This is a genomic window from Bacillus sp. Je.9.29.b (assembly GCF_051129925.1).
Classification (GTDB): Bacteria; Bacillota; Bacilli; order Bacillales; family Bacillaceae; genus Bacillus; species Bacillus safensis.
Window position 1 is genome coordinate 290,807 of record NZ_JBCPSO010000003.1, and the last position, 21,226, is coordinate 312,032.

24 protein-coding genes are annotated in these 21,226 nt (G+C 44.2%); 17 read left to right on the forward strand and 7 right to left on the reverse strand.

What is annotated here, in order from left to right; all coding sequences use genetic code 11:
* Nucleotides 1-42 precede the first annotated feature (42 nt).
* Both AAZR19_RS07650 and AAZR19_RS07655 read right to left on the reverse strand, forming a co-directional pair.
* Nucleotides 43-852 (reverse strand): bifunctional hydroxymethylpyrimidine kinase/phosphomethylpyrimidine kinase, encoded by an 810-nt coding sequence (locus AAZR19_RS07650; RefSeq protein WP_041108286.1) that lies wholly within the window; start codon nucleotides 850-852, stop codon nucleotides 43-45.
* A 125-nt stretch (nucleotides 853-977) separates the two neighbouring features.
* A complete protein-coding gene (locus AAZR19_RS07655; RefSeq protein WP_087976015.1) occupies nucleotides 978-1,292 on the reverse strand; it encodes a general stress protein in 315 nt (104 codons plus the stop codon).
* 128 nt (nucleotides 1,293-1,420) lie between these two features.
* Here AAZR19_RS07655 and AAZR19_RS07660 point away from each other — a divergent pair, with 128 nt between their 5' ends.
* Both AAZR19_RS07660 and AAZR19_RS07665 read left to right on the forward strand, forming a co-directional pair.
* A complete protein-coding gene (locus AAZR19_RS07660) occupies nucleotides 1,421-2,248 on the forward strand; it encodes a glycosyltransferase family 2 protein (RefSeq protein WP_075621533.1) in 828 nt (275 codons plus the stop codon).
* On the forward strand, nucleotides 2,245-2,925 hold the full coding sequence (locus AAZR19_RS07665) for a uracil-DNA glycosylase (RefSeq protein ID WP_024426408.1): 681 nt from the start codon (nucleotides 2,245-2,247) through the stop codon (nucleotides 2,923-2,925). Before AAZR19_RS07660 ends, AAZR19_RS07665 begins: the two co-directional genes overlap by 4 nt.
* A gap of 33 nt (nucleotides 2,926-2,958) precedes the next feature.
* On the opposite strand, the gene AAZR19_RS07670 is transcribed toward AAZR19_RS07665, so the two are convergent.
* On the reverse strand, nucleotides 2,959-4,317 hold the full coding sequence (locus tag AAZR19_RS07670; protein ID WP_087976016.1) for an aldehyde dehydrogenase: 1,359 nt from the start codon (nucleotides 4,315-4,317) through the stop codon (nucleotides 2,959-2,961).
* A gap of 170 nt (nucleotides 4,318-4,487) precedes the next feature.
* On the opposite strand from AAZR19_RS07670, the gene AAZR19_RS07675 reads away from it, so the two are divergent.
* From AAZR19_RS07675 to AAZR19_RS07685, 3 genes are all read left to right on the forward strand, one after another.
* The gene (locus AAZR19_RS07675; protein WP_024423816.1) at nucleotides 4,488-4,820 is read left to right on the forward strand and encodes a YwdI family protein; all 333 of its coding nucleotides are present in this window, start codon (nucleotides 4,488-4,490) and stop codon (nucleotides 4,818-4,820) included.
* A 33-nt stretch (nucleotides 4,821-4,853) separates the two neighbouring features.
* Complete coding sequence (locus AAZR19_RS07680) at nucleotides 4,854-6,161, forward strand: purine/pyrimidine permease (protein ID WP_034281286.1); 1,308 nt, start codon at nucleotides 4,854-4,856, stop codon at nucleotides 6,159-6,161.
* Nucleotides 6,162-6,231: 70 nt separating this feature from the next.
* Nucleotides 6,232-6,603, forward strand: a complete 372-nt coding sequence (locus AAZR19_RS07685) for a DUF423 domain-containing protein (protein WP_025093833.1) — start codon at nucleotides 6,232-6,234, stop codon at nucleotides 6,601-6,603.
* Nucleotides 6,604-6,642: 39 nt separating this feature from the next.
* On the opposite strand, the gene AAZR19_RS07690 is transcribed toward AAZR19_RS07685, so the two are convergent.
* From AAZR19_RS07690 to AAZR19_RS07700, 3 genes are all read right to left on the reverse strand, one after another.
* A complete protein-coding gene (locus AAZR19_RS07690; protein WP_024423814.1) occupies nucleotides 6,643-7,260 on the reverse strand; it encodes a cupin domain-containing protein in 618 nt (205 codons plus the stop codon).
* Between the two features lie 129 nt (nucleotides 7,261-7,389).
* The gene (gene gerQ / locus AAZR19_RS07695) at nucleotides 7,390-7,920 is read right to left on the reverse strand and encodes a spore coat protein GerQ (protein ID WP_212039586.1); all 531 of its coding nucleotides are present in this window, start codon (nucleotides 7,918-7,920) and stop codon (nucleotides 7,390-7,392) included.
* Nucleotides 7,921-8,113: 193 nt separating this feature from the next.
* Nucleotides 8,114-8,779: a hypothetical protein gene (locus tag AAZR19_RS07700; RefSeq protein ID WP_434702902.1), complete on the reverse strand. Its 666-nt coding sequence runs from the start codon at nucleotides 8,777-8,779 to the stop codon at nucleotides 8,114-8,116.
* A 184-nt stretch (nucleotides 8,780-8,963) separates the two neighbouring features.
* Between AAZR19_RS07700 and AAZR19_RS07705 the strand changes: the two genes are divergently transcribed.
* The 12 genes from AAZR19_RS07705 to AAZR19_RS07760 all read left to right on the forward strand — a co-directional run bounded on the left by AAZR19_RS07705 (nucleotide 8,964) and on the right by AAZR19_RS07760 (nucleotide 20,013).
* Entirely contained in the window at nucleotides 8,964-9,734 is a 771-nt protein-coding gene (locus AAZR19_RS07705) for a glycosyltransferase family 2 protein (protein WP_218676750.1), read from the forward strand.
* Nucleotides 9,735-9,740: 6 nt separating this feature from the next.
* Entirely contained in the window at nucleotides 9,741-11,153 is a 1,413-nt protein-coding gene (locus AAZR19_RS07710) for a capsular polysaccharide export protein, LipB/KpsS family (RefSeq protein ID WP_434702774.1), read from the forward strand.
* Between the two features lie 21 nt (nucleotides 11,154-11,174).
* Complete coding sequence (locus AAZR19_RS07715) at nucleotides 11,175-12,353, forward strand: DegT/DnrJ/EryC1/StrS family aminotransferase (RefSeq protein WP_434702776.1); 1,179 nt, start codon at nucleotides 11,175-11,177, stop codon at nucleotides 12,351-12,353.
* Entirely contained in the window at nucleotides 12,350-13,225 is an 876-nt protein-coding gene (locus AAZR19_RS07720; RefSeq protein WP_434702778.1) for a GNAT family N-acetyltransferase, read from the forward strand. The genes AAZR19_RS07715 and AAZR19_RS07720 overlap by 4 nt, the downstream gene beginning before the upstream one ends.
* A 1-nt stretch (nucleotide 13,226) precedes the next feature.
* Nucleotides 13,227-14,351: an N-acetylneuraminate synthase family protein gene (locus AAZR19_RS07725; RefSeq protein WP_395894140.1), complete on the forward strand. Its 1,125-nt coding sequence runs from the start codon at nucleotides 13,227-13,229 to the stop codon at nucleotides 14,349-14,351.
* Nucleotides 14,341-15,081: a cytidylyltransferase domain-containing protein gene (locus tag AAZR19_RS07730; RefSeq protein ID WP_434702780.1), complete on the forward strand. Its 741-nt coding sequence runs from the start codon at nucleotides 14,341-14,343 to the stop codon at nucleotides 15,079-15,081. Before AAZR19_RS07725 ends, AAZR19_RS07730 begins: the two co-directional genes overlap by 11 nt.
* The gene (locus tag AAZR19_RS07735; protein ID WP_087976024.1) at nucleotides 15,078-16,106 is read left to right on the forward strand and encodes a PseG/SpsG family protein; all 1,029 of its coding nucleotides are present in this window, start codon (nucleotides 15,078-15,080) and stop codon (nucleotides 16,104-16,106) included. Before AAZR19_RS07730 ends, AAZR19_RS07735 begins: the two co-directional genes overlap by 4 nt.
* Nucleotides 16,107-16,108: 2 nt before the next feature.
* The gene (locus AAZR19_RS07740; RefSeq protein ID WP_087976025.1) at nucleotides 16,109-16,849 is read left to right on the forward strand and encodes a sugar phosphate nucleotidyltransferase; all 741 of its coding nucleotides are present in this window, start codon (nucleotides 16,109-16,111) and stop codon (nucleotides 16,847-16,849) included.
* Nucleotides 16,846-17,811 carry a dTDP-glucose 4,6-dehydratase gene (rfbB, locus tag AAZR19_RS07745; RefSeq protein WP_087976026.1) on the forward strand — a complete coding sequence of 322 codons (966 nt, stop codon included), beginning with the start codon at nucleotides 16,846-16,848 and terminating at the stop codon, nucleotides 17,809-17,811. Before AAZR19_RS07740 ends, rfbB begins: the two co-directional genes overlap by 4 nt.
* A 3-nt stretch (nucleotides 17,812-17,814) precedes the next feature.
* Nucleotides 17,815-18,669 (forward strand): dTDP-4-dehydrorhamnose reductase, encoded by an 855-nt coding sequence (gene rfbD, locus AAZR19_RS07750; RefSeq protein ID WP_434702783.1) that lies wholly within the window; start codon nucleotides 17,815-17,817, stop codon nucleotides 18,667-18,669.
* Nucleotides 18,662-19,117 (forward strand): dTDP-4-dehydrorhamnose 3,5-epimerase family protein, encoded by a 456-nt coding sequence (locus AAZR19_RS07755; protein ID WP_268479417.1) that lies wholly within the window; start codon nucleotides 18,662-18,664, stop codon nucleotides 19,115-19,117. The genes rfbD and AAZR19_RS07755 overlap by 8 nt, the downstream gene beginning before the upstream one ends.
* Nucleotides 19,118-19,221: 104 nt before the next feature.
* Nucleotides 19,222-20,013: an SDR family oxidoreductase gene (locus AAZR19_RS07760; RefSeq protein ID WP_434702785.1), complete on the forward strand. Its 792-nt coding sequence runs from the start codon at nucleotides 19,222-19,224 to the stop codon at nucleotides 20,011-20,013.
* Nucleotides 20,014-20,027: 14 nt separating this feature from the next.
* On the opposite strand, the gene AAZR19_RS07765 is transcribed toward AAZR19_RS07760, so the two are convergent.
* Nucleotides 20,028-21,221 carry a pyridoxal phosphate-dependent aminotransferase gene (locus tag AAZR19_RS07765; protein WP_204305228.1) on the reverse strand — a complete coding sequence of 398 codons (1,194 nt, stop codon included), beginning with the start codon at nucleotides 21,219-21,221 and terminating at the stop codon, nucleotides 20,028-20,030.
* Nucleotides 21,222-21,226: the final 5 nt, after the last annotated feature.

Below are 21,226 nucleotides of genomic sequence, written 5' to 3' on the forward strand. Positions count from 1 at the left end.
AACCGATTCACCTCCTAACAAGGCGAATCGGTTTTTTCTGTTTTATTTGTCAAAACGATGAGCAGAATGCTTTGTTGGTCCAATGTATTCGTTTAGCTGGAAAGAGCCTTTAATGGCAGCCGTGATGAATTCTTTTGCTGCATAAATGGCTTCTTTCACATCTGATCCATTCGCTAGTTCAGCTGTGACTGCTGCTGAGAATGTGCAGCCTGCGCCGTGTGTGTATTCTGTGTCGATTTTATCTGTTTCAAGGCGTTCGAAGGTTTGTCCATCATAAAGTAAATCGATGGCTTTGTCTTCGCTGAGCTTACCGCCTCCAGTGATAACCACATACTTTGCACCAAGTTCGTGAATGCGTTTTGCTGCTTCTTCCATTTGTTCGATCGTTTTGATCTCGCCGATTCCGCTTAATTGACCTGCTTCGAAAAGATTAGGTGTGATAACGGTTGCCAGTGGCGTGAGCTTTTCGCGCAATGCTTCCGCGTGCTCTGGGTAAAGGACTTCGTTCGCACCCTTACAAACCATGACAGGATCAATGACGACATTTTTTAGGTCATATGTTTTGATGGTGTCAGCTGCAAGCTCGATCACGTCGACGGTAGGAAGCATACCCGTTTTTAGTGCATCTACACCAATGCCTTCTACAATGGTAGAGAGCTGCGCGCGAATTGTCGCCGTATCAATTGGAAACACCTGATGATCCCAATGATGATGTGGGTCCATTGCAACGACAACGGTTAAAGCTGTCATCCCGTAGACGTTTTTTTCTTGAAACGTTTTTAAATCTGCTTGGATACCTGCACCGCCGCTTGAATCCGAACCTGCGATGGTGAGTGCTTTATTCATAGACATAGTTGCTGAACCTCCAATGTGATGTGTAGCAGTTATTGTTCTATCCCTTATTATAATCAGCTTTTCCGTTTATCACAATGAAACGGCATAAAAAAGCGTTCCTCTCTTCGGAACGCCTCTTTTTCTTACCTTTTACAAATCACCAATTTCCCTTTTTTCAGCTCGTCTAAAAGGGTTAAGGCTAACTCTTGATCGGCCCCAGTTGACATCATTTTGGCCATCAGTTCATCATCCCGGGTGCGAATGACATTGGCGACTTGATCCAAAATCCCTTGATCGACCGCTGTCATGCTTTTGGCGTCTGTATGCTCTGTTACGGTATCAGAGCGTTCTGGGTCGTAGGCAAAAACAAAAACAGCGTCCTTTGATGATCCCGATGAATGAATGTGGTCAATGGTCTGTTTTGCTTCTTTACTATTCTCCACCTTGATATATTCCATCATCATCACTCCTTTTCATCAAAAATTCCCATTTTCCCATCAAATCAAACCGCCTTTTATATCATGAGAAGAAAGTCAATTTATGTTTTAATGGAAAAAGACGAATCTATTAAAGGAGTAAGCTGCATATGAAGATTTCCTTATTAATTGTGACACATAACCGGCTCAGCGCACTGTGTGAGCTGCTTGAATCCATTACAAGACAAACCGTACAGCCTTTTGAAATTGTTGTCGTCAATGATGCAGGAGAGCGAGTCGACATCATTCAGGAACTTTACCCTGAGCTTCCGATCCGCTTGATTCATTTAGATGAGAATGTCCAGCATGTAAATGCCAGAAATGTGGGGGTGCGGGAGCTGACAGGCGACGTCATCATGCTGAGTGACGACGATGATTACTTCACATCTTGTCATATCGAACGCATGAGTAAGGCGCTGGAAGATGCCGATTTTGTCTTTTCTGATGCAGAAATTGTATCATTTGAAGAAAAAGGTGCGACCCGTTTTCCGCTGTCGAGACGTTTATTTGCTTATACAGCAGATATTGAGGATATGCGTGTCTTTTCTACATATGTTCCTTCGGGCAGTATGTACAAACGCTGTATACACGATGAGATAGGCTATTTTGATCCAGCGATGCATCATTATTGGGACTGGGACTTCTTTTTACGTGTATCACAGCATGCCCGAGTGAAACGGGTGCCAGCTGCGAGCGTGATCTATGCGTTTTTTGACGGCGGTGGAAATCAGTCTAGTGATCTTGGTGAAACAAGGAAAAACTACTTAGATGATTTAAGTGAAAAGCATGAACTGGGCGATCTGCCGACAGCGAACTTTGCTATATTATTAGAAGAACCAGCGATGAAAAAAAGAGAATCAGAGAGTGAGATTGTGTGGGATGGAAAACCGATGATCTCCAGACTAGCGCAGCAAGTAGAAGGAGGAAAACCGCAATGAAGCCATTTTTAAATGATAGCTGGTGGGCTGTGATGAAAAGTGAATTTGAACAGCCGTATTATCAGGAATTACGTGAATGGATGAAGGAAGAATATCGCACGCAGACCGTTTTTCCAAAACCAGATGACGTGTATCGTGCTCTTCATTTGACGTCATATGAAAAGGTCAAAGTGGTGATTTTAGGACAAGACCCTTATCATGGCCCAGGGCAGGCACATGGATTAAGCTTTTCTGTTCAGCCGGGCGTCAAGCATCCGCCATCTTTGAGAAATATTTTTCAGGAGCTAAAGGATGATCTTGGCTGTCCTGTTCCAAACCACGGCTCACTTGTCAGCTGGGCAGAGCAGGGTGTGCTGCTTTTAAACACTGTGCTGACTGTGAGAAAGGGCGAGGCGAATTCTCATAAAGGCAAGGGATGGGAACGTGTGACAGACCGCGTGATTGATGTGCTAAATCAGCGTGAACAGCCCGTCGTTTTTGTGTTATGGGGAAGACATGCTCAAAACAAGAAAGAACGCATTGATCAAAACAAGCATTTCATCATTGAGTCACCTCATCCAAGTCCTTTTTCTGCAAGAAACGGCTTTTTTGGCAGCCGGCCGTTTTCAAAGGTAAACGCGTATTTAAAGCAAATGGGGATTGAAGAAATCAATTGGTGTATCAAGGATATTGAATGAAAATAGGACGAGGGGAGAGACCCTTCGTCCTGTTTATTTTAAAAATTTGCGAACCAAGTCGAGTCCGTTTTTCGCATTTGGATAACGGAAGGAAAAATCGAAGCGATTGGTTTGCCGCAGGACGCTTTTTTCATGCGTAAAAGTAAAGAAGCTGTCCTTCCCGTGATATCGCCCCATGCCGCTTTCGCCGACGCCTCCGAATGGCAGGTAAGGGGTAGCGACATGCATAAGCGTGTCATTGATACATCCTCCGCCAAATGAGAGGTTGTCTAGAATATAGTTTTCTGTCTCTTTATTTGTTGTAAATAAGTAAAGCGCAAGCGGCTTTGGCCTTGCTTTGATCATTTGAACTGCCTCATGCAGAGAATCAAAGGTCATGACAGGCAGAATTGGTCCGAAAATTTCCTCCTGCATGACGGGATCTTCCCATGTGATGTGGTCTAAAATGGTCGGAGCGATTTTGAGCTCCTGTTCATTGCGCTGTCCACCTGTGACGATCGTTCCATTTGAGAGAAATTGTGTGAGCCTGTCAAAGTGGCGCTGACTAACATTTTTTCCAAAGTGCGGATGCGTTTCGGGATGTTCACCATAAAAGTCACGGATACAGGCCGTTATTTCTCGCAAAAGTTCCTCTTTGATGGATTCATGAACGAGCAAATAGTCTGGTGCAATGCAGGTTTGCCCTGCATTGGTGAATTTTCCAAAGGTGATCCGCTTCGCTGCTAACTTGATGTCGGCATCAGGCATGACAATGCTGGGACTTTTTCCGCCAAGCTCAAGTGTGACAGGGGTCAAATGCTTTGCGGCGGCTTCCATGACGACTTTGCCAACTGCCACACTTCCAGTAAAGAAGATATAATCAAAGGGCAGTTTCAGCAGTTCTGTACTGACATCGACACCGCCCTCTACGACAGCCGCATGGTCTTCTTGAAATACATGGTTGTTGATTGTGCTGATCACTTGTGAGACTGCCGGCGTCAGCTCAGACGGCTTTAAAATCACGGCATTTCCCGCAGAAATCGCACCGACTAATGGAGAAAGGGCCAATTGGAAAGGATAGTTCCAAGGAGCAATGATGAGCACACTTCCATAAGGTTCCTTGATGATCATGCTTTTTGATCCGATATGAGTCAGCGGTGTTTTCACGCGAGTTGGCTTCGCCCATTTGTGAAGGTGCTTGATGGTATGATTGATTTCTTCATACACCATCCCGATCTCTGTTGTATAGGCTTCCTGTTCGGATTTATGTAAATCATGGGCTAAGGCCTGTAAAATATCCTTTTCATGCTGTTTGATTGCTGCTTTTAAGTCTTGAAGAATGCGGATGCGTTCTTGAACCGCCGGCTTCTGAAAGACTTTTTGTTTCTGAAATAGAGCAGTGAGCTTGTCCATTATTCAATCCTTTCATAGACGATGTTGTTTCTTTTATTATGTGTGAATGAAGATGACGGGTCAAATAAGAGAGTCGTGAGCGCACTGCTTTGAAAAAATGAACCCATTTGGTTTGTTCATTTGGTAAAATAATGTTGAAAAGAGATTTTTTTAGATTGGAGGGTCTACCCTTGAATATTCATATATCAAGCCTGCTTCAAAAAATGGAGGAAGCGGTTCAAAAAGCAAAACAAAGTGGAAATGATGAAGAGGTGAAACGTCAAGTGGCGGCCATTTCTTCACTATGTGATGTCATTCTCGACGCACCATCACAGGTGCAAATGCCGCAGTCGCCGGTCATTTCACCACCTTCATCGATACATACACCATCAGCACCATCTGTGTCTGCAGATCAAGCCATGCTGGAGAAACTCATGGGCACAAGTGGCGCGAAGAAATTTCAGCAAAATGATGAGGGTCAAAAAGAGAAGGACGGGAACGGCGACTCTATTTTTGATTTTTAATGGTCTTGTCACGACAAAGGGAAGGTGATCGGTTTGAAACTATTTTTAGGCGCCATTCAGTGGATGGCATTTTTTATCGCAGCTTCTATTGCCGTACCAATTGCGATTGCACAAGCATTTGAATTGAATCAAGTGCAATCGGCGGAGCTGATTCAAAGTACTTTCTTTTCACTTGGTCTTGTGGCAATGGTGCAGTGTTTATGCGGCCATATGCTGCCGATTAATGAAAGTCCAGCAGGGCTTTGGTGGGGTGTGTATACCCTTTATGCCGGCATGACAGGTACAATCTTTGCGACGTATCCTGAAACCCTGCAAGCATTACAAGGGGCTTTAATTTTTAGTGCTGTTTTCTTTTTTATATTTAGTTTATTTAAAATCATCAATTGGCTCGCGTCTTTATTTACGCCAGTCGTCACAGGCATTTACCTGCTGCTGCTTGTTGTGCAGCTAAGTCAGCCAATCATGAAAGGGCTGATGGGCATCGGCTATCGGGGTAATCAGGTGGACGGGCTTGTCTTTTGCTTATCGATCTTGATTATTATCCTCACTTTCATGATCAGCCGCTCAAAATGGCATTACTTGAGGCAGTTTTCTGTGTTATTCGCACTTGCAGGCGGATGGCTGTTATTCGCTCTACTCGGATTGGCGAAGCCAGTTCGAATTCCAGAACAAATCATCGAGTTTCCGAAGCTGTTTCCATTCGGTATGCCGGTCTTTGACAGCGGATTGCTTGTCACGTCCTTTTTTATAACGATTTTACTCATTGTGAACATGCTGGCAAGTATTCGAATTGTGGAAAGCTCAGTGAAGGCATTTGGTGAACTGCGTGAGCGGAAAAGAGCACGTCCTGCCGGTTTTGTCGCAGCATTTGGTCATTTACTAAGCGGGCTGATCGGTGCGATTGCGCCTGTGCCTATTTCCGGGGCAGCAGGATTTATCCAGACAACCAAAATTCCATCGAGAAAGCCTTTTTTCATAGGAAGTCTGCTTGTTGTTCTCATTAGTTTGTTTCCGCTGCTCATGAGCTTTTTCTCTGCATTGCCATCACCTGTGGGGCTTGCTGTAAACTTTGTGGTCTTCTCTTCTATGATTGGGATTGCGATGTCGGAGTTTGATCAGTATGAGAAAGAAGAAGTCCCGCGGATTCGCTTTGTTCTTGGGATTGCTGTTTTAGCAGGCGTAGGGGCGATGTTTGTGCCTCAGGGGGCCTTGAAAGGCATGCATCCTGTGCTCATTTCATTATTAAGCAACGGTCTTGTTCTAGGCACACTCATTGCGATTGTGGTCGACCAAGTCTTGTTACGAAAGAAAAAGAAATCCGACAATCTCGTGTCAACGTAAAGGGAAAGTTGAATGTCGCCCTTCACCCGCGCTATGATAAATATAATTGACGAGATAAGGAGAATGACGAATGAAACTATTTTTCATTTTAGGTGCCATTAACGCCATGCTTGCTGTTGGACTTGGAGCCTTCGGTGCGCACGGTCTAGAAGGGAAAATCCCTGAAAAATATATAGAAATATGGAATAAAGGTGTTCAATATCAGATGTTCCATGCCATTGGCTTATTTGTTGTCGCTTTTCTTGCAGATAAGCTGTCAGGTGTCTCCTTGGTTCCTGCCGCTGGCTGGGTGATGCTTGCAGGCATCCTTTTCTTCTCAGGAAGCCTTTATGTGCTGGCATTGACGCAGGTGAAGATTCTAGGTGCCATTACCCCTATTGGCGGAGTAGCATTTATCGCCTCTTGGATCATGCTTGTCATTGCAGCAGCAAAAAATTTATAAGCCAAAAAACCGATGCTCTCATAGGGGCATCGGTTTTTTTTAACTCCAGTAAGGGGTATAGTTGGGCGGTGCTTGATAATATGGGACGTAGTGAGATGGAGGGACAGGGTGCGTTTGAGACTCTTCCTCCCGGTGGCAAAATGGTCCGATAAACACACTTGGTTTCACAGGCTTTATCGCCTGCTTCCACTGTGTTTCGTTCATGCAATAAGTATGGGCCATGATGTGAGAAGGGGTGAGGGTGAGAAGGTCTGAGCCTAGGATCACTTCAGGTGTAGATGCGTTAAAAATGGCTAACAAATGAGTTCTGTCTTGGAGAGCGACTTCATAGTGCCACCAGCCTTGAGGCACGTTTGCCACCTGTCCAGGTGTGATGGTGTAGGTGTGCAGTTTTTTTGTAAATGGATTCAGCATCGATACGGCAGCAGAACCGGCTATACAATAAACAAGCTCTGCCGCATTTTGATGATAATGAGGCTCTACGACTTTGCTTTTACTCAAATATATATCCAGCAGGGACACTTGATCCAACGAGTTTAATTGTTTTTTTCCTAACACATTAATCAGGTTATGCTGATCGAATTTCACAAGGGGGCTTTGATTCAGATCGTATGAAAATTTGACATTTGGTGATGTATAATCCAGCTCAACAGTCATTGATATCACCTCTAGGCTTTTGATAAAAACTACTAGGCATCTTATGAGCAGCGCCCTAGAGGTGTGACAAAAACCTAGACAAAAGAAAAAAGCAAGGGCACCTGAGCCTTGCTTTTGCCATGCTTGACGTTATCTCGGAGAATATGTTGACATCGAATAAGGATAATCATATTGAATTTCTCCATCAAACGTAATGTAATCAAGATAGATTGTTAATAGTAAGTATCGTGTTCCTGTCTTATTATCACTAATGATAATGTGGTCACGTCCTGCAGCTTCAATGACGCCTCTAAAAATCTTCGAATTCCATTCCTTGCTCGCCTCAAATGTCATATAAATCGTGGCTACCTTGCCGCGGTTCAATCGTAAAATATTTTCAATATAGGACTGCTCAATAGGCAGCTGCCCGGTGACATTCTGCTGATAAATCGGTCCAGAAGGAATTTGATAGGGCTGACCGCCGCCCTGCGTTCCTTGGCCTCCTTGTGAAGTGCCGGTAGACGGCATTGGTGAAAACCCCTGCTGCATTTGACCCTGCGTTTGGGGAGGGACTGAATAACCCATCTGCTGCGCAGGATACGGATTTGCTCCATATTGTTGCTGGCGGAAATCTTGACCTTCGAAACCCGAACCTTGCCCAAATTGATTTTTCAATTTCATAACGTTCCTCCTCTTTCCTCATGGTGTTCTAAACAGAAGGCGCTAAAGCACCTGTTGTTTCCATAGCATTCTTTCTCTCTTTCACACTATGAGACAGGAGGGGAGAATATGTACATTAAACGAAAAAAAGGAACTGCTATGCAATTCCTCAGCGTGTAGACAAACCCTCGCATTCTATCGGTACTCGTCCTTTTTACATGATCCAGTTTACAGCGTGCTGAATATCAAATAAAAGTGTCATGATGAGAAAAAACGCGGCGGGCGGTGTGATCACAATGATGAAGGCTTGCCATAATCTGAGCTTCATCACAGCGACAATGCCTAAAACAGCCATTCCAAATATCCACGTCTTTGCATATACATCCGTAAGAGTTAAAAGATCGAGATAATACCATACTTCATAATGCTGATCTAAATATGGTGAGACTTTAACAAACGTATACGGACCGAGCATCCCAACTGTGAAAATCCAAGTAAGTGAAAATAAAGCAGAAGGGAAAAAGACCGTCAGTGTGCAGGCCTTGAGTATATCTCGATACGCCGTTTGACAGCCGAAAAAGAGACGCCCTAACCATTTGATCAGGAGGACACCGAAAAATAGAATCATATTGCCTGCCAAAATACCATATCCCGCTCCTTGTAACAGAATAAAAGGGAATGGAATATGATTGCCCATATACTCGCTAAAATACCCTTCGTAGATCCAGCCCGTACCGGCGATACTTGCAAGGAGCATCATCAGCCAAATGGGAATATTGGAATGTTGATATGAGCGAATAATCGTTTTTGTCGCGACGAAAATTTTAAAAAATCGAAAAAATCCTTTTAATTCCTCTTCTTGGGAGTGATCATTCTTCATAGCTTCCAATGTTCTTTACTCCTTTAATACACACAAATGATTACTTATATTACCAAAAAGTTCGCATTTTTCAAAGATAGATCAATAAAAAAATACAATTTTATAAAAAATAGGTCACTCTACAGTCTCTTTAAGAGGAGACACATATGATAAACATAGTTTGAAAGAGACCGAGGTGAAAACTTTGACAAAAGTAACTGTCATTATGACGAGCTACAACAAGGCGGCTTACGTCGGCAGATCGATTGAAGCGGTCCTGCAGCAGACGCTGTCAGACTTTGAACTTTTTATCATGGATGATGGATCAAACGAAAAAACCCTTGCTGCGATTGAACCGTTTCGCAAAGATCCCCGCGTTCATTTTATCCAAAGCGGTGTCAAAACGCTGGAAGAGAGAACAGCGAAAACTCGCTACGCCGTGCTGATTAATCAAGCATTAGAACTGGCAAAAGGGGAGTATATTTCCTATGCCACAGATGACAATGTCTACGCCCCGGACCGTTTAGAGAAGCTCACTCATTATCTAGATACCCATCCAGGTAAAGATATTGTCTATTCTAGTTCTAAAGTGATCTATTTAAATAGCAAAAAAGAGCCAGTGAAGGAAACGATTCGGCCGGCGCAAACAGTGCAATGGAATGCCCCCTGCGCCATAGATCATTGCTCGGTCGTGCATCGTACATCCATTTTATCAAAAATTCATGAGGAATTTGGGTCTTACTGGGACGAGAGTCCGCATTTTTATCGAATAGGGGATGCCCGTTTCTTTTTCCGGTTAAATCATTTTTATCCGTTCTATCCGTTTGATGAAATATTAGATACAAATTACATCACAGAAAAGTCGATTCATTATCAGCTGGCAGAAGAAGAGAAAAGTTCCTTTATTCAAGCACTTCCCGAGCAGTCCACCTGCTGGGAGCTTCGCAGTATATTAAAACAAAGACATGGGAGGTGACCTGAAGTGTCGCACTATATTCATCATTATTGGCAGGTGTACTTTGAGTATGTGAATCTGATGAAGGATTTGTCCTACAAGCAAATTCCTCTTGGGTTGATCAGTAATTTTTATCAATATATCAGTCCTGAAGTGAGGGAGCGCATGGAAGATGAAGCATTCGGTCAAGAACTGACAACCGCTTGTCCATTACCGCAAGAGATTCAGCCATTTTTTGATCAGCATAAGCAGCAGATCAAGCGTATCGCTTATCGTCCGGCGAATGGAAAGGTATTGCTTCACTTTGAACACCTGCGTTTTACGGAACAAAATTACACGCGGTTCCATCCAAACCAAACGGTGGTGCTCGCTCGCTGGAAGAAGGCGGATTATTACGGATTACCCGTGATCAGTAAGCCGGAATTAGCCGGAGAGGTTAATAAAGAAGCCCACGCTGAATATATTGAAAAAGCAAATGCTCTCCTTAAACCTTACGCTCACCACCCTGTCTTTGGCAATGTCTTTTTTAGAGAAAAACTGCGGAAGGACATTGTGCAATTTATTGATGTCATTGACCAGATAGAAATGCTATTTCAAATGCAGCCGATTGCAGCTGTCATTGTTGGAACGACGGAGGATGTCTACAGCCGCGTACTCGCTTTGCAAACAGTGAAACGCCAGCTTACGAGTATCTGTCTTCAGCACGGCGCGCTTATGGGAGACGAAGCCTTTTTACCAATTTTTACGACTTGCCATGGGGTGTTTGGAAAATATGAAAAGGACTGGTATGTAGATAAAGGCTGTCAGCCGGAACAGGTGGAAATCACAGGTCATCCGAGGTTTGATTTGGTGAAGGAGCGAACGCCGCTTCAACAGGATCTCATTTTTCGTAAATTGAACTTCAGTCCGGCTAAAAAGACCGTGCTCGTGGCAACGCAGCCGTTTTCTGAAGCCTTTTATGGCGATGTTCTTAAAACGATCGCCAAACGGAAAGACATTCAGCTGATCATGAAGCCGCATCCTTGGGAAATTGCTCGAAATCGATTAAATGACTATGTGTCTATTGAACGAGCGGGAAATCATGTGAAATTGATTAAAAAAGAAATTGACCTGTATGACCTGCTGCCATATGTGGATATCGTGATTACGCTCACATCCACAGTTGGTCTTGAAGCGATGCTTTTTGAAAAGAGTGTGCTGATCGGGAAAATGACAGAAGGCAGAAGATACCCATATTACGAGTCGCTTGGCAGCTATCATATGGAAAACCCTGTTGAACTAGCTGAGAAAGCCATTCGTATTTTGTCGGATGAACAAGAGATGAAACTGGCAAAGCAGCAAGGAGCTCAGTTCATTAAACAACATTATCCGCATGCGCGATCTATCGATGTTCTGCTTTCTCTGCTCAAAACAAAAACTGGTGTGGATTTTCAGAGATGAAGATAGGGGTGTGCAAGCGATATGGGAAAAAAGAGAGCACAATTTCTTCCTTATGCTCTGCCTTTCATTGAGCAGGAGGAAATTGACGAAGTCATTGGAACATTAAAGTCCGGCTGGCTGTCAACTGGACCAAAAGTAAGACAGTTTGAAGAAGAATTTCAGCAGCTGACAGGTGCAAAACATGCGATCGCTGTCAATTCATGTACGGCTGCTTTATTTTTAGCATTAAAGGCAAGAGGGATTGGGGCTGGGGATGAGGTGATTACAACCCCTCTGACATTCTGCGCAACAGCTAATACGATTATCCATACGGGGGCAGCGCCTGTATTTGTCGATATTGATCCAGCGACACTCAACCTGGATGCAGAGAAAATAGAAGCGGCCATTACACCACATACAAAAGCGATTGTTCCTGTTCACTTTGCCGGTCAATCGTGCGATATGGACCGAATTTTAGCCATTGCCAAAAAGTATGATCTATTTGTACTTGAAGATGCTGCCCACGCTCTTTACACAACGTACCACGGTCAGCCCGTTGGATCCATTGGTGATGCGACCGCTTTTAGCTTTTATGCAACGAAAAACCTAGCGACTGGTGAAGGCGGCATGCTGACAACAAATGATGATGCGCTTGCTGCTCGGATTAGAAGACTAGCGCTCCATGGGATGAGCAAGGGAGCGTGGAATCGTTATGGAGAAAAAGGAACGTGGTATTACGAGGTCGAGGAACCAGGCTATAAAATGAACATGTTTGACGTGCAGGCATCGTTAGGGCTTGTTCAGCTAAGCCGTCTGGATGACATGCAGGCACGGAGAGAACAAATTGCGAAAGCATACAATCAGGCTTTTCAAAAAGAAGCGGGTCTGATTCTGCCGCCTGTGCATCAAGAAGGAAGACATGCATGGCATTTGTATGTACTGCAAGTGAACCCAAAAGAAGCATTCATCACGCGGGATGAACTGATTGATCAGCTGCAAAAAGAATATAAAATCGGCACGAGTGTTCACTTTATCCCTGTTCACTTGCATCCATACTATCAACAAACGTATCACTATTCACCGGAGGATTTCCCTGAGTCACTCACATACTACAAGCAGACGCTCTCACTGCCGCTCTATCCGAGTATGACAGATGAAGATGTGCAGGATGTTATCACAGCGGTGTTGTCTATTTTAAAAGAACAGAGGGCATCATCATGAAGGTCGTTCATGCTGTAGATGATCAGGTGCTCGCTGCTTGGCTGGAGAAATACGGTCAACAAGCGGAACAAATGAACGGCTTCAAGCAGTTTGCTCTTGTCAATGGCGCCCAGCTCAAAGCAGTCCTGTTATATGAATGGTCAAAATGGGAAAGCGGCATTTTTGATCAGCATATTTTTCATGTGAAGTTTGTGGAAGCGGAGTCAGCGTCTGCTTTTCAAGAATTGATGGAGCGTTTCATCAATTGGATGAGAACAGAAAAATGCGATTTTTTCTTTTTACGTCTTGAAGCGTCTGATCTTGAAAAAAATCGCATCGTCCAAAGGCTGTCATATGTGTACTATGTGGGCGGTCTCACTCGTCTTGAGGCGCCGCCTGTTCAAATGGAGCTTCCATCAACAGGTGAAGATGTGGTTATTAGTCTGCCGGATGAAAAGGATTACGATGAGGCGGTGTCACTTGCTCATCAGGCGTTTGTGAAAAGCCGGTACGCACTTGATCCTTTTTTAGATCAGAATGTCGTCCAGCATTTCTTTCAGGAATGGATGAGAAACAATTTACTCGGACGTGCAGATATCAATCTCGCGGCAAAGGTAAACGATGAAGTCATTGGTTTGATTCAAGGGGTAACAAAGGGCGATGAACTAGTGCTTGATTTATTGTCCATTAGACCGGATGCACAAGGAAAAGGGATCGGAAAAAAGCTCGTGATGGCGATAATAAAAGCCTCTTATGAGAGAGGGCATCGGTTTATGTCTGCCGGAACTCAGATGCATAACACAACCGCGATTCAGCTGTACGAAAAGCTAGGTTTTAGAACAAAAAATGCCTTCTTGTATTACCATGTGTGGCCGAAAAAAGGAGAGAGGTAAGATGGCGCATTTCTATATCGGAGATCGCAAAGTAGGGGATGGTGCGCCTGTCTTTATCATTGCAGAGGCAGGCATTAACCATGATGGAAAGCTGGATCAGGCGCTTGCTTTAATTGATGTGGCAAAGGAAGCAGGTGCCGATGCGGTGAAGTTTCAAATGTTTCAAGCTGATCGGATGTATCAAAAGGAACCGGGTTTGTACGAAACAGCCAAGGGGGAAGAGGTGTCTATTTTTTCTTTAGTGGAACAAATGGAGCTGCCGCCAGAATGGCTCCCGGTGTTATTGTCACGTTGCGCGGAAAAAGGGCTGATATTTTTAAGCACAGTATGTGACGAAGAATCTGCGGATCTATTGAATCAAACCGATCCGCCGGCTTTCAAACTGGCATCCTATGAAATCAATCATTTGCCTCTTATGCGTCACACGGCATCTTTTCAAAAGCCCATCATATTCTCAACTGCCGGGGCAACCATTTCGGATGTCCATGAAGCATACGAGGCGATTACAAGCGAGCAAAATCAGCAGGTCGCTATCATGCATTGCGTAGCAAAGTATCCAGCACCTAGAGCTTACACGAATCTGCGCGTGCTTCAAACCTTAGCTGCGGCATTTCCCGAGGCAGTCATTGGCTTTTCTGATCATAGTGAGCATCCAACTGAAGCGCCTGTAGCTGCTGTGAAGCTTGGGGCAGCAATCATTGAAAAGCATTTTACAGTCGATAAAACGTTACCTGGGGCTGATCATTCCTTTGCGCTTGATCCTGATGAATTGAAGGAAATGGTTCAGCATATTCGAGCGGCAGAAAAGCAGCGGAATTTAAAAGAAGCTGACATTCATTCAGTGCCAGAAGAGCTCCTTGGCAGTTCTTATAAAACGACAACAGCCATTGAAGGCAAGATTCGTGAATTTGCGTATCGAGGCATTTTTACGACAAAAGGCATTGCGAAGGGCGAGACATTGACCGCAGAAAATCTAGCCGTGTTACGTCCAGGACAAAAAAGCCAAGGTCTGCATCCAAGGTATATGGCGGTTTTACTTGGCGCAAAGGCTGTCAGAGATATCCCAGCCCATACAGGAGTTACATGGAAAGATGTACTCATGCAGGAGACGTCAAATGATCAATGATGTGCTCTTTGTCATACAGGCGAGAATGGGCTCAACAAGGCTGCCAAAAAAGGTGATGAAACCGATCGGCGGTATGGCGCTGATCGACCTGATTGTTGAACGGGTAAAGCAATCAGCTCATTACAATCACAAAACGCAGAACCTCATGATCGCCACAACAGTTGAGGCAGAAGATGATCTGCTGGCTCATTATTGTTTATCAAAGGGCTATAAAGTATTTCGTGGCAGTGAGAAGGATGTACTGCAGCGATTTGCGCAGATTGTCCGTCATTTTGAACCGCAAACCATTGTGCGTTTAACGGGAGATAACCCATTTATAGATCCAGTCCTTTTGTCGAAAATGCTTGAAAAACATAGGCAAGCGAAGGCTGATTACACGTATACGGCTGGGACGCCACTCGGTATTTCCGGGGAAATGATCAACGCACAGATTTTAAGTGAAATCGACAATTTTCCCCTTACGCAGCCAGAGCGTGAGCATGTCACGCTCTATATCAGAAAGCATCCTGAGCAATTTCACCTGCAATTATTCACACCGCCCAAAGAACTTGCATATCCTGCTTATCGATTCACGATTGATACAGAAGAAGATTATGTGTTTGCGACCCGTTTACTAGAGAAAGCTGGCGGCTCCATTGCTGTGCCTACGGCTGAGCTCATCACCATTTGCGAACAAGATCCTGATATTGTTCGGCTGAATCAATTTGTGAAACAGAAGGATGCTGAATGAACAAGAAAATCATGATTGTTGTGTATGGTGGTTTTTTAAGAGGGATGGGTCATGTCGTCAGAATGAAACGGCTGGCAAATCAACTGCTTCAAGAAGGAAACGACATATCTTTCTATACAAATGAACAGATCTGTGTAGAAATGCTCTCAGGTCCAGATTGGCACGTTCATTTGGTGCAGGAGTCGAAGGCATTCCTTCAGATGGAGCAGGACATAAAAGAGCTGAATCCAGATCTTCTGCTGATTGATGTACTTGATTGTGACCTCCAATTTCTTCAATTAGTCAAAGCATCCTCCAGCTCTGCCAGGCTGGTCTTATTCGAAGAAATAAGAGCAGAAGCCTGTCAGCTTGCCGATGCTGTCGTGAACGGCATTTATGGTGGTCTGGACGAAAAGCACATGCAAGTAGATGGGACAGAATATTTTTATGGAACACCTTATTTATTGTTAGATCAAGAGATAAGCCGATTAAAAGACACATATGAGGTTCGAAAAGAATGCAAAAAGGTGGTCATCAGCCTTGGGGGCAGTGACCCGCGCGGATTGTTATCAAAGGCTGTATCAGCACTCCTCGAAGCGGACCACTTACTCATCTTAGCGGTTACAGGAAAAGCCTCCCGCATTGAGGAACAAATAGAGGCTGAGCATATTCAATTCATTCGTCATACAGATCAATTACCTGCGCGTCTCTCGGAAGCTGATCTGGCCATAGTTGCTGGCGGGATGACATTATACGAGGCAGTTTGTATCGGAGTGCCCAGTATTGTCCTTTCACAAGTCGACCATCAAGCAGTGACAGCCGCTCGTTTTGCACAAAAGGGAGCGTGCCACCATCTTGGATTAGGTGAACTTGTGGATGAAAAAGATATACGATGTGCTGTGGAAAGACTGTCCAGCAGCTACTTTCTCCGCAGGAGCATCCATCTCAATGGACGGACACTCATTGATGGAAAAGGAACTGAACGAGTGAAAAACATTCTTATACACCTCATGAATCATCACCAAAAAGAACATAAGGATGTGTAGATGTGAAGGGAGTTATTTTAGCAGGAGGAAAGGGATCACGACTGGCGCCTTTAACGAAGATTTTCAATAAACATTTATTGCCGGTTGGTCCATATCCAATGATTTATTGGTCATTGTTCAAATTGAAGGAAGCAGGGATTTTAGATGTGATGGTCATATCACAAGAAGAACAAATCCCGTTGTTTCAAAAGCTGCTTGAAAGCGATCAGGAACTGGGGATGAACATCGTATATCAGGTACAGCCTGAAGCGTCTGGGATATCAGACGGTTTATCCTATGCAAAGCCCTTTGTAGAAGAGGAAAAGTTTGTGCTGATGCTTGGTGATAATGTATTTGAGGATTCGCTAAGCCCTTTTGTTGAAGCCTTTCAGCGGCAAGATAGAGGAGCCAAGGTTTTGTTGAAAGAAGTGACAGATCCAAACCGGTTTGGCATTGCAGAAATTGATGCCACGCGTCAACGGATTTTATCAATAGAAGAAAAGCCGGAGTATCCGCGCTCGTCTTACTGCGTCACGGGCATCTATTTTTATGATCAAGAAGTCTTTCAATATATTGAGAGAATCTCGCCGTCAGATCGAGGCGAATTAGAGATTACAGACGTGAACAATCTCTATATCTCAAATAGCCAGCTGACCTATGATATGTTAAAAGGGTGGTGGATTGATGCAGGAACACATGAATCTCTCCACGAAGCATCTGTGAAAATGTTTGAAACGATGAAGAAAAAAGAGGGATCCGAATGACGAAGTCTTATTTAATTACAGGCGGAGCGGGTTTTATCGGACTGAATTTTGTGAAGCTGCTGCTTCAGGATACAAATGTCAGGCTCACCGTTTTTGATAAATTAACATATGCCAGTCATCCAGACGAGATGGAAGAATTATTAAAGTTGTCTCATTTTCGGTTTATTCAAGGGGATATTACCCTTCAGCATGAGCTGGATCAAGCATTTGACGAAGTCTATGATGCGATCATTCATTTTGCGGCAGAATCGCATGTTGATCGCAGCATTGAATCGGCAGAGCCTTTTATTCAAACAAATGTCCTCGGAACGTATCGTATGCTTGAAGCGGTCTTAAAAGGAAAGGCGAAAAAGCTCATTCATATTTCAACAGATGAAGTATATGGAGATTTGGAGCCAGATGATCCTGCTTTCACAGAACAAACACCACTTTCACCGAATAATCCTTATTCAGCAAGCAAGGCGAGTTCAGACCTGCTTGTGAAATCCTATATCCACACTCACCAATTACCTGCGATGATTACACGATGCAGCAACAATTACGGACCGTATCAGCATGAGGAAAAATTAATACCGACCATTATTAGAAAAGCAGTCAATGGAGAGAAAATCCCGATTTATGGAGACGGCCGGCAAATTCGCGATTGGCTGTATGTAGAGGACCATGCGAGAGCTGTGAAGAAGGTGCTCGAAAACGGCACAGCCGGGCAGATATACAATATTGGCGGCGGCAATGAGAAAACAAATCTCGATTTAACCAAAACGATTTTATCGCAGCTCGGAATCAGTCATGATCAAATTGCGTTTATTCAAGACCGAAAAGGACATGACAGACGGTATGCCATTGATGCCAGTAAGCTAAAAGGCGAGCTCGGCTGGACGCAGGAGACGTCATTTGAAGAAGGTATCGAAAAAACGATCAATTGGTATCGAACCAAATACGATCAGAGCGAAGAAGGGTGACGGATGAAAGTTTTAATCACCGGTGCAGGCGGCCAATTAGGGAAAGAATTGAGCAGACAGCTCAAAGAAAAAGACATGACCGTCATTGCCTTAACGAGGAACATGCTCAATATCACAGACCAGCAGGCAGTTAGACATGCGATGAGACACTATCAGCCTGATATTGTTGTCAGTGCAGCAGCCTATACATCTGTTGATCAATGTGAAACAGAAACCGAAAAGGCGTATCTTGTGAATGGCATTGGCGCGTACTATACAGCCCTGGAAGCAAAGCGCGCAGGCGCTGATGTGTTACATGTCAGTACAGATTATGTGTTTGACGGTCAGGCGGACACCCCTTACCAAATCGATGCACAAGCAGATCCTCAAACCATTTATGGAAAGAGTAAGAAGCTTGGTGAGGAATTGATTCAGCTTGTGTCAGACGAAGTGAAAATCATTCGTACCTCGTGGCTTTATGGACATGAGGGGCATAACTTTGTGAATACCATTCTTCGGCTCGCTGAAACGAAGGATCATTTGCGCATTGTGAACGATCAAATAGGGTCTCCTACTTATACAAAGGATGCAGCCGAGGCCTTGATTCATTTGTTTGAACAGAAGGCAGGCGTGTACCATGTCAGTAACCGAGAAAGCTGTTCCTGGTTTGATTTTGCGTCAGAAATTGTGATGAAAAGCGGTCTTTCCGTCACAATTGAGCCGATTTCCACGGAAGAGTACGGCTTCCAAACGCCTCGCCCAGCCTATTCTGTCTTAGATCTTCAAGCGATTGAAGCCACAGGCTGGGAGCCGAGGCATTGGAAGGATGCACTTCACGAATATTTGCAGAAAGAAGGGAGATGGCAACAGCATGATTGATGGTGTTCAAACGAAAAAACTCATGAAACATTGTGATGACCGCGGCTTTTTTGCAGAGCTCATTCGAGATGATGAACCGATGCTGAAACGCTTTGGTCAGGCGTCATGGTCGAAAAGCTTTCCAGGCGTGATCAAAGCCTTTCATTATCATGAAAAACAAGACGACGTTTGGTTCTTCCCGGCAGGTCATGCACAGGTTGTGTTATATGATTTGCGAGAGGACTCTCCCACAAATGGGCAAACCGATGTGTATTATATGGGGGAAGACAATCCGATGCTGCTTCTCATCCCAAAGGGTGTCGCGCATGGCTACCGTGTACTAGGTGAGACGCCGCTGCAAATTGTGTATTTCACAACAGAATCGTATGACCCGAATAACCCAGATGAAAAGCGAATCGCCTGGAATGACGAAACGATCGGGTTTAATTGGGAAACGACATTTAAATAGAGAACGGGGGGCCTTTCGCAGGAGAAAGGTCTTTTTTTGTTGAAATACATTCTATATGTGTCATTTTATGTATATGTACTAAGCTGATAAGAAAAGGGATGTGGATGAGTTTGTCTAAAAGAATTGCGTTTGTAACAGGAGCAAGTACAGGGATTGGAAAGGCCATCGCCGTAAAGCTTGCAGCTCAAGACAATGTAAAGATCATCATCAATTCTAGAAATCAATCCTCACTAGAAGAAGCGCAGCAGTACATTGGGCGTATGGCAGAAACAAAGGAGCCGGTGGCTCTTTTCTGTGGGGACATGTCAGATGAAGGAGTGAGGGCTGAGGCTTTTACGAAAATAGAAAAAGAGTTTGGCAGACTGGATGTGTTGATTAATAACATTCCAGGGGGAAAGCCGGATACCTTTGATTCATGTGACAGCGAGCAGATGATGGCAGCATTTTCTCAAAAAGCCATTGCGTACATTGATACGATGAAGCGTGCGGCAGCGATGATGAAACGACATGAATATGGCCGGATCATTCAAATTGTCGGGAACCTATGGAAGGAGCCTGGTGACCAAATGTTTACGAACAGTATGATGAATGCAGCGATTATTAATGCTAGTAAAAATGCTGCCACACAGCTTGCACCTTCAGGGATCACAGTGAATTGTTTAAACCCGGGATTTATAGCTACAGATCGGTATGAACAATTTATCGGAAACATGATGCGTAAACAGGCATTATCGCGGGAAGAAGCTGTACAGGCTGTAGCGTCAGGAATTCCAATGAAAAGAGTGGGGTCAGCGAGTGAAATGGCTTCATTGGCCGCTTTTATCGCATCAGAGGAAGCCTCCTATCTTACAGGACAACAAATATCCGTCGATGGTGGTTCGATGAAAAGTATATAACATCAAAAAACCCGCTATATGCGGGTTTTTTGATTAAAGCGAATCGGAAGGATGCGAAGCCGGTCGATAAACAGGGCAAGCTGTTCAATTGGAGCAACCATTGAGATGCGGACATGACGCCTACCATGTGCTCCAAACACACCCCCAGGCGTGACAACAACATCAGTATGTTCGAGTAAATAGTCAGCAAATGCATGAGAATCAACAAAATCATCAGGGATCTGAGCCCACAAATAAAAGGCGCCGGCTGGACGTTCAATGGTCCATCCAAGTTGTTTTTCCGCTTGACGGATGAAGAAATTCATTCGCTCAAGATAGACCTCTTTCAATGATTGAATATGACAGTCATCACTTTGCAAGGCGACGGTTGCGGCTTGTTGAAATCCGCCATACATACTGACAAACACATGATCTTGGAAGGCATTAATGGCTTGGATGATGTCCTCATTACCTACAGCAAAAGCGACTCTCCATCCTGCCATATTAAATGTTTTGGATAGAGAATATAATTCCACTCCTACGCTTTTCCCAAGAGGAGCGTTCAGAAAGCTTACTGGTTTTTGCTCATAATGAAATGAACCATAGGCAAAATCATGAATGACATGCAGTCCGTGAGCCGATGCAAAATCAGCAGCCTCTTCAAAAAATGCATCATTTGCCACAGCACCTGTTGGGTTATTCGGATAATTTAAGAAAAGAACCTTTGCCTTTTTGAGCACCTCCGGATCAATTGAAGAGAGATTTGGCAAATAGCCATTTTTCGATTCAAGTATGATGCAGTAGGGCTTAGCGTCTGCCATCAAGATCCCAGAATGATATTCTGGGTATCCTGGATCGGGGATGAGGGCAACGTCCCCAGGGTCAAGCAGACACTGACTCATGACATAAAGTCCTGTTTTCCCTCCATTGAAAAGAGCAACTTCTTTCTGTGGGTCTATCTCAGTGCCGAACTCCTTTTTGTAGAAATCTGCAATGGCTTGCTTGAAAAAGTCGAAGCCTCTAAAAGGTGCATATTGCTGAAATTGCAAAGTGGCTGCTGCCTCTTGAAGGGCGCTTACGATATGTGCAGGAGTAGGAAGATCGGGATTTCCCTGACCAAGGTTTATGATGTTCGCTCCGTTTTGTGCTTTTTGCGCAATTTTCTCAAATACGGTTCCAAATTTCTGTTCTGGCAGCCGTTTAATCATGTTAGATGGTAAGATCTCCACCACGT

What these genes read in the sequence shown, in the direction of transcription:
- AAZR19_RS07650 (WP_041108286.1), bottom strand. Translation starts at nt 852, where the DNA reads ATGTCTATGAATAAAGCACTCACCATCGCAGGTTCGGATTCAAGCGGC.
- AAZR19_RS07655 (WP_087976015.1), bottom strand. Translation starts at nt 1,292, where the DNA reads ATGGAATATATCAAGGTGGAGAATAGTAAAGAAGCAAAACAGACCATT.
- AAZR19_RS07660 (WP_075621533.1), top strand. Translation starts at nt 1,421, where the DNA reads ATGAAGATTTCCTTATTAATTGTGACACATAACCGGCTCAGCGCACTG.
- AAZR19_RS07665 (WP_024426408.1), top strand. Translation starts at nt 2,245, where the DNA reads ATGAAGCCATTTTTAAATGATAGCTGGTGGGCTGTGATGAAAAGTGAA.
- AAZR19_RS07670 (WP_087976016.1), bottom strand. Translation starts at nt 4,317, where the DNA reads ATGGACAAGCTCACTGCTCTATTTCAGAAACAAAAAGTCTTTCAGAAG.
- AAZR19_RS07685 (WP_025093833.1), top strand. Translation starts at nt 6,232, where the DNA reads ATGAAACTATTTTTCATTTTAGGTGCCATTAACGCCATGCTTGCTGTT.
- AAZR19_RS07690 (WP_024423814.1), bottom strand. Translation starts at nt 7,260, where the DNA reads ATGACTGTTGAGCTGGATTATACATCACCAAATGTCAAATTTTCATAC.
- gerQ (WP_212039586.1), bottom strand. Translation starts at nt 7,920, where the DNA reads ATGAAATTGAAAAATCAATTTGGGCAAGGTTCGGGTTTCGAAGGTCAA.
- AAZR19_RS07700 (WP_434702902.1), bottom strand. Translation starts at nt 8,779, where the DNA reads ATGAAGAATGATCACTCCCAAGAAGAGGAATTAAAAGGATTTTTTCGA.
- AAZR19_RS07715 (WP_434702776.1), top strand. Translation starts at nt 11,175, where the DNA reads ATGGGAAAAAAGAGAGCACAATTTCTTCCTTATGCTCTGCCTTTCATT.
- AAZR19_RS07720 (WP_434702778.1), top strand. Translation starts at nt 12,350, where the DNA reads ATGAAGGTCGTTCATGCTGTAGATGATCAGGTGCTCGCTGCTTGGCTG.
- AAZR19_RS07725 (WP_395894140.1), top strand. Translation starts at nt 13,227, where the DNA reads ATGGCGCATTTCTATATCGGAGATCGCAAAGTAGGGGATGGTGCGCCT.
- AAZR19_RS07730 (WP_434702780.1), top strand. Translation starts at nt 14,341, where the DNA reads ATGATCAATGATGTGCTCTTTGTCATACAGGCGAGAATGGGCTCAACA.
- AAZR19_RS07735 (WP_087976024.1), top strand. Translation starts at nt 15,078, where the DNA reads ATGAACAAGAAAATCATGATTGTTGTGTATGGTGGTTTTTTAAGAGGG.
- rfbB (WP_087976026.1), top strand. Translation starts at nt 16,846, where the DNA reads ATGACGAAGTCTTATTTAATTACAGGCGGAGCGGGTTTTATCGGACTG.
- rfbD (WP_434702783.1), top strand. Translation starts at nt 17,815, where the DNA reads ATGAAAGTTTTAATCACCGGTGCAGGCGGCCAATTAGGGAAAGAATTG.
- AAZR19_RS07755 (WP_268479417.1), top strand. Translation starts at nt 18,662, where the DNA reads ATGATTGATGGTGTTCAAACGAAAAAACTCATGAAACATTGTGATGAC.
- AAZR19_RS07760 (WP_434702785.1), top strand. Translation starts at nt 19,222, where the DNA reads ATGAGTTTGTCTAAAAGAATTGCGTTTGTAACAGGAGCAAGTACAGGG.